Below are 10,000 nucleotides of genomic sequence, written 5' to 3' on the forward strand. Positions count from 1 at the left end.
GCTCATAATTCGATCGTAAAATATTCTTTTCCTAAAGATGGTTTGAATTCTTCTACCGATCGAATTTCTGATCCCGGAGAAAATAAAAATTCTAAAACAAATGTTTTGGAAGTGTTCGATTACAACGGAATTAAGATTATGCACGAGAACGGAATTTATACCGTCAATACGGGCGGTGAAATCGAAGTCTACGGTTCTTGGCGAACTCTTCCCTCCCGTTATCAAAGAATGGTGAAAGAAATGGATCATCGCGCTACCGGCGAAAAAAAAGCCGGTAAGTATTATATGGAAATTTTAAACGGAGTTTATTATGTGATTTTTCCGGACGGTAAAAAACATAAATACAGACATTTCGAAGATATTCCCGAAAAGGTTCGGAAGAATTTAGGTTACTAAGATTTTTTAAAACAAATAATTAGAAATTTCTTATATTAAGATAATTTGCGATCCATGGGAAATGTTAGCATTCGAACGTATGAAAATAATACTGTGATAAGTTTGTCAAAAGTTAGAATATGAAATCTTCTTCAAAAAGCCAACAGTTCCGAATTAGACGTAATTTTTGAAAACTTCTGCCTTTTTGCAAAATTGCCCGTTAATTTTTGATGCCATTTTTATTTGTCCGAGTGGTAAGTTTTATAAAAATTCATTCAAAAAATTGAAAGTTAAACCTGATTGTACTTGTAAGTATATAATAGAGTTTTTGAAAAATTAATTCTCATTTATTTTTGTTTCATTGAAATGGCGATTCAAGGTTGTTCATATCGACTATTGAATTTTTCAACAACTCTATTGAAGTTTCTAAAATCCTGAACTAAAAACCGGAGGTTGCCTGAAAATCTAAGTTATCTTATTGTTTTGGGATTTAGTGATTTAAAGGATGGATTGAATCTTGAACTATATTTTAATAAAGTCATTCTATTGTATGAGAATCATTTTTTACGCAGTAACACTATTCTACTCGATAAACGTTTTTAGTAAGGACAACAATGCCGAACGCAATTATAAACCAAATGAATGTGTCGTATTGATTCATGGATTTTTAAGATCATCGTCTCAGTTGAAGAAAATAGGGGATTATTTTTTAAAATACGGTTATTCAGTTCATTATGTTGACTACATTTCTCGGGTAAATCAGATTGTGAAAATTTCAGATACTTATGTTTTGCCGATCGTCCGATTGAATTGTGGTAATTATGATAAAATTCATTTTGTCACTCATTCGGCCGGTGGAGTGATCGTTAGATATTTTTTGGGAAAACACCATTTAAAAAATCTCGGAAGAGTAGTAATGTTAGCCCCTCCTAATAGAGGTAGCGAGGTTGCGGATTTACTTTCACAATTCTCATTCGTTAACTATTTACTAGGTCCAATGTTAAAAGAGCTAGGAACCGATAAAATAAGCTTTGTAAATTCTCTTGGACTTCCGAATTTTGAATATGGCGTGATCATGGGAAACTCAACGTTAGATCCGATTTCTTCCCTGATCATACCAGGCGATGACGACGGTAGGGTCTCGGTTGATAAGAGTAAGTTGGCAAATATGAAGGACTTTCTGTTAGTGAATAAAACGCATACTTTTCTAATGGATGCTACGGAAGTACAAGAAGCCTCCTTAAATTTTATTCGGACAGGTAAGTTTTTAAAATCCGAGTAAAGAGCGGTCAATTCGGTATGATTTTCGCATTATCGCAAATTAATTAATGTGAATTCGATATGAAAAATTAGAGAGACCTTTCTGCGAGTATGAATTCCCACACTTTCAGCATATAGCCTTAAAATCACATCTCTTCTAAGTTTTTTTATCATTGAACTTCTTATAGTAATTCCTGCGTTTAACTTTTTTACGAAAAATTTTGGTCTTTGTTCCGAACTGAAATTTATTAGAAATTGATAGTAAAGAGATTTATGAAATTCTAATTAATTTGCTTTACCTTGTTCGACTCGAATCGCTTTCGGAAACGTAGGACAAGCGCTAACACACTGACCGCAACCTGTGCAGTTTTTTGAGAAAGAAGGTTTATTTCCTTTAAAGTTAACCACTCCTTCCACGGGACAACTGTCCTTACAATTGGAACAAGTGAGTTCTCCGGTTTTAGAGTTGGTACAAAACTCGAAAAATCTTTTTGCTTGACCGAATTTAGGGTTCGATGCGGAGGGGATCAACGCTTCGTCCTTACACGCGTTGATGCAAGGCCAATCTTTACAAAGCATACAAGCGTTGAGATTGACGTCCATTCGAGGAATATGTTTTTCCGTGGTTTCGTCGAAAACCGGAAATAAAACGCTGTAGGGACAAGCGTAGATACAATTTCCGCAACCAGTGCATTTTTCGAGAAATTCGGTTTCGGATAACGCGCCCGGGGGAGCTTGGACGTTTCCAATCTTTCTTTTTCTATTCGGTTTGATTGGTTGAGGAAGAAGAAACTCTGTTTTTTTTTTGATATTTTTTGACTTTGTTTTTTTAGGAGCGGGTTGACGAGTGGGAGTTTCTTTCGAAGCGATTTCTTGAAAACCGGAAACGAGATCTGCTGCATTTTCCTGAGCGAAGTCGAATATCTTCGCAAAACCTTTTTTAAAAAAATCTTTTCGATTCAATCTGCATTTACTCTTTCGATTCTTGCGCCTAAGGCTCTTAAACGTGTGTCTATGTTTTCAAAACCTCGATCAATCTGACCTATGTTATGGATGTAACTCGTTCCTTCCGCGCAAAGAGCGGCGATGATCATCGCCATCCCGGCGCGTATGTCGGGACTGGCCACTTTTTGTCCATACAATCTAGAATGTCCGATAACAAGGGCTCTATGAGGATCGCAGAGAATGATTTGGGCTCCCATTGCGATGATATTATCTACGAAAAAGAGTCTTGACTCAAACATTTTCTCGTGAATCAAAACCGTTCCTTTGCATTGAGTTGCAGTTACAAGAGCAACCGAGGTCATATCCGCGGGGAAGCCCGGCCAGGGAGAATCGTCTATCTTCGGCGTAGCTCCGTGATAATCCGGAATGATTTCCATCTTCTGATCGGAAGGAACCAGGATTCCATTTTCATGTGGGCGCACCTCTATTCCAAGCCGGGAATAAACCATTCGAATCATACGAATGTCTTCGAGTTCCACATCTCGAATCATCAGTTCTCCGCCCGTGACAGCGGCCAAACTGATAAACGAGCCGACTTCGAGATAATCTGATCCGATCTTGTGTTCTTTTGCGGGAGGTTTTAAAGAGGTTACTCCTTCGATTGTAAGGATGTTCGAACCGATTCCGGAAATTTTTGCTCCTGCTGAATTTAAAAAATGACAAAGTCTTTGCACATGAGGTTCGCTCGCCGCGTGTCGAAGAATCGTAATTCCTTCCGCAAGGACTGCAGCCATTACCGCGTTTTCCGTTCCCGTTACGGAAGCCTCGTCCATTAGAATATCCGCTCCCTTCAATCGATCGGCCTTGATTTCGTAACCGTCCGGAAAAACTTCTATATTGGCACCTAACGCTTGTAATGCGAGAAGATGAGTGTCTAATCTTCTTCTTCCTATTTTATCTCCCCCAGGCTTCGGTAAGAAAACTCTTCCCGTAATTGCAAGAATCGGACCCGCTAAGGTGACGGCGCCACGAATGCGGGAACAAAGCTCTTCGGGGAGTTGATTCTTTAGATTACCGTCATGTTTGAAAATATAAGTTCCGGGTTCTTTTTCGGTGATTTCCATACCTAAGTGACGAAGAACTTCCATGAGCATAAGTACGTCTGAGATAACCGGGATGTTGCTAATACGAACGGTTCCCGAAACCATACAAACTGCGCCGAGTAATGGTAAGGCTTCATTTTTATTTCCCTGTGGAATTACTGTTCCATGAAGAGGGGTTTTTCCAATGATCTTGAAATACGAAGATCTCATAATGATAAGTTGTAGAATACGGTCTTTCTGGCAATCGAATTGTAACGCTACTTTCAAATCGTTTTCATTTCAGTTTTCGGTTAGTTTTAAACCCGCTTCTCTGAAATTGTTTACATTCGATTGAATCGGTGTCCGTTCTCGATGAATTCTGTTGACTCCCATTCCAAAGAGTAGATAAACGTTTTATTCATGGGTAATTTACACAATCGCTTTCAGAAGTTCCAGAAAACAATCTGGTTCAACATATTCTGTTATTTTTGGACCGGTTTTTTTTCTTTCTTGGCATTTGCTCCAGTTTCTCTGACTCATTTCGTATGGATTGCGCCTTTCGGTTTTTTCTGGTTGAGTTTGAAATATCACGGAAAGTATAAAAAATTATTTTACCAAGGGCTCATCGTCGGAATTGTTTTTTACACAATCTCTTTTCATTGGATTGTTCATATGTCGATCACGTTCGGAAATTTTCCGTATGTGGTTGCCGTTCTTATTCTTCTGTTTGCAGGGGCTTTGTTTAGTTTAAAGTTTCCGATTTTTATGATGAGTTTTTCTTTTCTTTCGGGGAAGATCGGTCGTCATTCCGTTTGGGTCGCGGGTTTTTGCGGACTTATGTCCGAGTTGGTGGGACCGCAGTTGTTTCCTTGGTATTGGGGAAATCTTGCAGCCGGAAATATCATCCTTGCACAAAACGTGGAGATCACCGGAGTTTACGGAATCAGTTTCTTGGTGTTTGTTGTTTCTTACACTCTCTTTCAATCCAATCCTTGGCATTGGAAAGAAATTCTTCATTCTAAGGAAAAAAGAAAACAATATCTTCGTTTCGTATCGTTACCAGTTCTTTTACTTTTTAGCTTTATCGTTTCGGGCTTTGTCCTTTATAAAAAATGGGAAAATACAAAGCCCGTTAAATCCTTAAATGTGTTGATCGTTCAACCGGACGCTCCGTTGAGTTTCAGGGACGGAAGGGAGGTTAAAGAGTCGATCGAAGCTCTTATGGTTCGGATCGAAAAATTGACCGACGACGGAGTCGCTAAGATGGGAAAAAAACCAGATCTTATCGTTTTTCCCGAAGCGGGAGTTCCGTTTTTTTCGGCCCACAATACTGCGGTTACGACGGTTGCGCGCAGGTTGTATTGGCATCGTTTCGATTCTTTGATGTTTCTGCTTGCCAATCGATACAAGGCCAACGTATTTTTTAACGAAATCGATGCCGGATATAAGGGGAATCCAAGCGCGCGTAATTTAAGATATTATAATAATAACGTATTATACGATCCGAATGGAGATCGTGGGGATTCCTATCAAAAGAAATTTCTTTTGATGTTCGGAGAATATATGCCTTTTGATTTTCTCTATGAACTCAGTCAGCAAACAGGAAGATTTGAACCGGGGCCGACTCATAACCTGATTCGATATTATACTCCCGCTGATAAAGAAAAGTCTCCTAAGGGATTGCATTTGGGCTGGCATGATACGGAGAATCTAAGTCACGAGGCGGTTCGTTCTTATTATGAGCCGGCGAAAGTGGAAGTTCAGGAATCTGGCAAATTTCTTCCTTTGATTTGTTACGAAGTGATTCTTCCCGAGTTTGTAAGAGAATTTAGAAACTCGGGTAATCCTGAATTTATCGTAAATCTTACAAACGATAAATGGTATGGAACAACGACCGAAAGTGATCAACACATGGAACTTGGAAGATTGCGTTCGATTGAACTTCGAAGATGGATGGTGCGTTCTACAAATTCGGGAATTTCCGCAAACATAGACCATTTAGGTAGATTGGTCGGTGGAAAGAAAACGGGTTTGATGACTGCGGAAACCATTTCCGAGACGATCGAAGTAATCGATTCTCCGCCTACGTTTTATACCCAGTACGGGAATCTAATTCCTTGGTTAATGCTTGTTTTAACCGGGCTTTATTATCTGAATCTTTTGATCGGAATTCGAAAAGTGAAGTCCTCCTAATTGAAAAATTCTTTTAGGAAAAATGGATTTAAATCTGTTCATATTTTGTTTAAATGAACATAAATCTGGAGGTTCGTTCTTTAAGGTTTGAAAGGGAATTTGAATCTAAAAAAGAGCGAATATTTTATACTATAAACGACTAAATGTTAAATGAAACCCATTTCGGTTAAATACCCGTTTGTTCCAAAGTCCAATCGGTCTTTGATCCCAGGTCAATTTTGGGCAATTCCGTTGTACAACGGGAAGTTTGCCTGTGGAAGAGTCATCGAAGTTCATACTTTTGAAACGAAGATGTTTTTGGCAGGTTTGATGGATTGGATTGGGGAAGTGGTTCCAAAAGAAAACGACTTGGCCGGAAAACAAACTATAAAACAAGGCCAAATACATATTAAGACTATTCATGAAACTGCGTTAGATAAAAAAATATTAGGATATAGAAATTTATATTTAGATTATATAGAGCCTGATCTTTTTAGGTCACAAGATGGTTATCAGTTAGGAAGTTCCAAATTGATGAAAGGATATAAAGAAATCCGGTTTTTGACAAAAGATGAATCGGATTTTTATCCGATTTTTTCTACTTGGGGTTATGATGTGATCCGTATTTTGGCGGAAGAATTATCGGTATCAAAGAAGATTTAAAAATTTTTCACGCTATTAAAGGTTATATAATAAAGTATTGATATTTTGTAATAAAATAACGCGAGTTTGGTGCAAGACTCAAGAAATCCATGATTTATTCTTCTGTAGGAAGTTGGAATTTGAACTTTGTAAATTTATTTCTAAAATGTGGGAACTACAACAAATCGCGATTTTACGAACAAATTCTAAAAGTAGGGAACTCCTACTTTTAGAAAATTCTTTCTCATTTTTCTTACGCCGAATTCACGTTAATATAAAAGTTCCTATATAGGAATAAACCTTTATGCCTAAGATTCTAATTTTTAAAGACTAAGAATGCGAAGTTGTTGTATTCCGATTTTATTTTTTACGGAAAAATTAATCTTTAGGGAACGAAATTCTCGTTTTAAATTCGCACTAACCGAAATTTAAACTTACAAAATATTTTTATTTGTTTTATTTGTGAAAAAAATGAACTTACGCTTGTTAGGTTATCGCGTATGCGAGAAAAATGAATCTTTTGTGTTTTTTAGGTCAATCGTGTCAACGGATTAGATTTAGAATTTCTCGTAATTTTAGGAGTAAATCAAAGATTATGAAGATTAAATATAAATTTACGATCTTATCAGCTTTCACGCTGGTATTTGTCGCGTGTTTGAATAAGTCATCTGATGATAATACGGTTTTAAGCGGATTACTTTCGCTTGTCTCTAACGAACAGAGATGTGCCGGATTGGATTGTACTAAAAATCGTACGGCAACAGATCGAATTGTAAATGGGAATCAGCTCCAGAGTGTACAAAATCTACAGTCAGCTTTTCCACCTGGCTCCACTCCGTATATTTTTACAACATCGTCTTTTGGTGTTGTTCACAATGGAAACTTTGGAGGAATTTCTGGAGCGGATGCGTTTTGTCAGAGCAATATTCCTTCAAACATTCCTCGTACCGGAATATACAAAGCAATGCTAACGGACGGAGTCAATAGAGTGGCGACTACTGTAAATTCCAGCTCTACAATTGGACAAGTAGACTGGGTGTTCCAACCGAATCAAAAATATCAAAGAGCTGAGGACGGCGCGATTGTAATGACCACGAATAGTTCCGGTATGTTTGATTTTGCAAGCGGTGCAACACTGGAAAATCCGTTTACACTTCAGCAAGAGTCCGGTCAGTGGACCGGCTTAAATTCGGATTGGACAACTTGGAAATCCGGAGGATTACCGGTTGCTTGTGATTCCTGGAATAGTTCTACTTCTGCTCGTTATGGATCGTTTGGGAGCTCGACTCGTACGGACTCGGACATTCTTGCGGCGAACATTTCGGCGAGAAGAAGTTTTACCGCAAGTTGTGCCACCGTCGGCTCGGGCTATGGTCCGTATAAATTCGGTCTGGTCTGCGTGGAGCAGTGATAAATAAGATCGAATGATGGTTTCAGAATATTCTATTTTTTAGAAATATAGTACAATCCGATTTCGAAAAGTAATTTAGATGGCGGGATAAGAAATGACCCCGCTATTTTATTTACTCTATATGATTAATTTTTTTGAATATTCTGTTTTTAAGATGAGTTTAAATTCTGATTTGAGAATTTCATTACTGCTCGAACTCATGAAAATGATGCTCGAAAATAAGCGGTCGATTTTGCAAAGTACGGCGGTTCTCAAAAATTAAGTCAAATCGGGATTTCCGACTTTTTAGAGGAAGATTCCAACATTCTAATTTTCGAAATAAGTTTATCACAGTATTCTATTCATGCGCCCGAATACTAGTCAATTGTGATAGTTGCCACAGAAATCGTTTTTTTTACTGCCGATCTTATCAAATAGAGTACCGTTATTTGAGCATAAATCCCGCGTTTAGACGTAAAATTTTGGACACTCTATTATGTAGAAATGAATAGAAAAGATTCTTATCTTCAAGTGCAAGCTCTTACGGTACTGAGAATTAAAGGATTTTTGAGAGAATGTAGGGGTTTTACGGATTGTTTCTATTTTGGAATTTATGACTTTTTTTGAGTAGTTCTAACTTGTTGGACAAACTCATAGTATTATTTTCATGGGTAATCGATTTAGAAGTGCCGTTTGATTGTTACTCACATTTTGCGGAAAGTTTGAGTGTTGTAAAAGTTTTCACAAATTACATTTCATCGGGATACCTGTGTCGGGGTGGTAAGAGCTAAATTTCTACATACAAATCCAAGTTTTGACGACTCTCATCAAATTAAAAAAGAACTACGAGCCTGTTCCAAACCGTAGGAACAATTGCAGCGATCCGCGAAGATTCTAATAAGATCGAATGGTTTTGGGACGGACTCTAACCCGCGGTTTTCAAGCCCAGAAGGGGCGCCATTTTGTCTAAACTCTTGGTTCTTAAACCAACTTTAAGGATTGATCAGGTAATACGAAAGGATTCCGTTAAAGGTTTCAAACGAACCGGGCGGCAAATTTTTACCAGGACATTGAAGATTTAAATCCGCTAATGAATAGATCTGGTACGGTTTTGCAAAAAATAAACGAATAAAAAATCGAAGTACGGAAGAAATATTGGAAAGAACATTAATGCTGCCTACCGATTGCTTACGAACGAGTTCGGCGGAACAACCGTCTTCAAAATAAATTTTTTCCCGAAGAGGAAGATCGTATCCCGAAAAAGGTTCTTTTTCTGTTTCTAACACTTCAAACTTACCGACTTTTCCGAAAAAAATTGTTTTCCCTTCTGAGTTTAAAAGTGCGGCTGTTTTGAAATAGCCTCCAGGAAAGGAATCGTTTCCTAAAAAACCTCCAATATAAAAACGAAATTCTTTTCCGTTAATCGACCGGAATAATTCCCATCTTCGGCTGTATTTATATACTTCGTAGTTTGTGAGAAGATGTTCCAATCCCCCGGTTCCGAGAAGTTCCCTTTTTTTTCCGTCTTGGATCAAATAGCCCCAAGCGGATTGAAACGAGTACGCAATATCGGCTTGAACGAATTTATGCGGTTCCTCGACCGTATGTTTTCCTCCAGAAAGGGAAATCCCCTGTTTCAAGTCGGATTTAAAAGATAAGAATAATTTAATATTATCAATCTCTTGTTGGATTTCGATTCCTTCAGAATTGAGGGACATACGATTGTTTTCTATTTTGAGATCGAATTTACCCTTTTCTGCGGTTAAATCTTTTGAGGAGAATTCTTTCGTGATGAATTGAGTCCCTTCTCCTAACGTATGAATGACTAAACTGACCCCGCAGTTTTTTGTTCCCGGGCCTAAGTTACTTACCAAAAAAGTCGCGTAGATAAAAGTTTTACCGTCTTGGTAGGAATAGTTCCAAGCCTGAAAATAACCTTCTTGCGCATAGGGTTGGAAAGAATAGTCCTTGAGTCCCGTTCTTTTGAGAAGCGTCGCGCCTTCGGCTTTGAGAATACCTTGAAAAACGCATAAGAAACTAAGGACCAAAAACGAAAGAACTCTGAATTTAGAAGAAGACAGAACCGGGTTTGAACTCTTTCCCGAATAAGTTGATTGGAACATTCCAAAAATCC

Annotated in this window: 7 protein-coding genes and 1 pseudogene (1 of these 8 cut by a window edge); 5 read left to right on the forward strand and 3 right to left on the reverse strand. The window is 38.1% G+C overall.

Annotated features, from left to right (window positions below; all coding sequences use genetic code 11):
- Both FHG67_RS01570 and FHG67_RS01575 read left to right on the forward strand, forming a co-directional pair.
- Nucleotides 1-396: the 3' portion of a hypothetical protein gene (locus FHG67_RS01570; RefSeq protein WP_004498356.1), read on the forward strand. It extends 93 nt beyond the left edge of the window; the window shows 396 of its 489 coding nt (coding positions 94-489); the start codon falls outside the window, past its left edge; its stop codon occupies nt 394-396.
- Nucleotides 397-925: 529 nt separating this feature from the next.
- On the forward strand, nt 926-1,657 hold the full coding sequence (locus tag FHG67_RS01575) for an esterase/lipase family protein (RefSeq protein ID WP_232426393.1): 732 nt from the start codon (nt 926-928) through the stop codon (nt 1,655-1,657).
- Between the two features lie 263 nt (nt 1,658-1,920).
- On the opposite strand, the gene FHG67_RS01580 is transcribed toward FHG67_RS01575, so the two are convergent.
- Together FHG67_RS01580 and murA are read right to left on the reverse strand one after the other, a co-directional pair.
- Nucleotides 1,921-2,598 (reverse strand): 4Fe-4S dicluster domain-containing protein, encoded by a 678-nt coding sequence (locus FHG67_RS01580; protein ID WP_061216777.1) that lies wholly within the window; start codon nt 2,596-2,598, stop codon nt 1,921-1,923.
- Complete coding sequence (gene murA / locus FHG67_RS01585) at nt 2,595-3,893, reverse strand: UDP-N-acetylglucosamine 1-carboxyvinyltransferase (protein WP_004495338.1); 1,299 nt, start codon at nt 3,891-3,893, stop codon at nt 2,595-2,597. Before murA ends, FHG67_RS01580 begins: the two co-directional genes overlap by 4 nt.
- A 189-nt stretch (nt 3,894-4,082) precedes the next feature.
- On the opposite strand from murA, the gene FHG67_RS01590 reads away from it, so the two are divergent.
- From FHG67_RS01590 to lenF, 3 genes and pseudogenes are all read left to right on the forward strand, one after another.
- Nucleotides 4,083-5,855 (forward strand): apolipoprotein N-acyltransferase, encoded by a 1,773-nt coding sequence (locus FHG67_RS01590; RefSeq protein WP_004495340.1) that lies wholly within the window; start codon nt 4,083-4,085, stop codon nt 5,853-5,855.
- A 150-nt stretch (nt 5,856-6,005) separates the two neighbouring features.
- Nucleotides 6,006-6,497: an Imm26 family immunity protein gene (locus FHG67_RS01595; RefSeq protein WP_004501177.1), complete on the forward strand. Its 492-nt coding sequence runs from the start codon at nt 6,006-6,008 to the stop codon at nt 6,495-6,497.
- Nucleotides 6,498-7,071: 574 nt separating this feature from the next.
- Nucleotides 7,072-7,884, forward strand: a pseudogene (gene lenF / locus FHG67_RS01600) (endostatin-like outer membrane lipoprotein LenF); the annotation flags it as partial.
- 974 nt (nt 7,885-8,858) lie between these two features.
- On the opposite strand, the gene FHG67_RS01605 reads toward lenF, so the two are convergent.
- Nucleotides 8,859-9,989, reverse strand: a complete 1,131-nt coding sequence (locus tag FHG67_RS01605) for a hypothetical protein (protein WP_004495326.1) — start codon at nt 9,987-9,989, stop codon at nt 8,859-8,861.
- Nucleotides 9,990-10,000: the final 11 nt, after the last annotated feature.

This window comes from Leptospira weilii (assembly GCF_006874765.1).
Lineage (GTDB): Bacteria > Spirochaetota > Leptospiria > Leptospirales > Leptospiraceae > Leptospira > Leptospira weilii.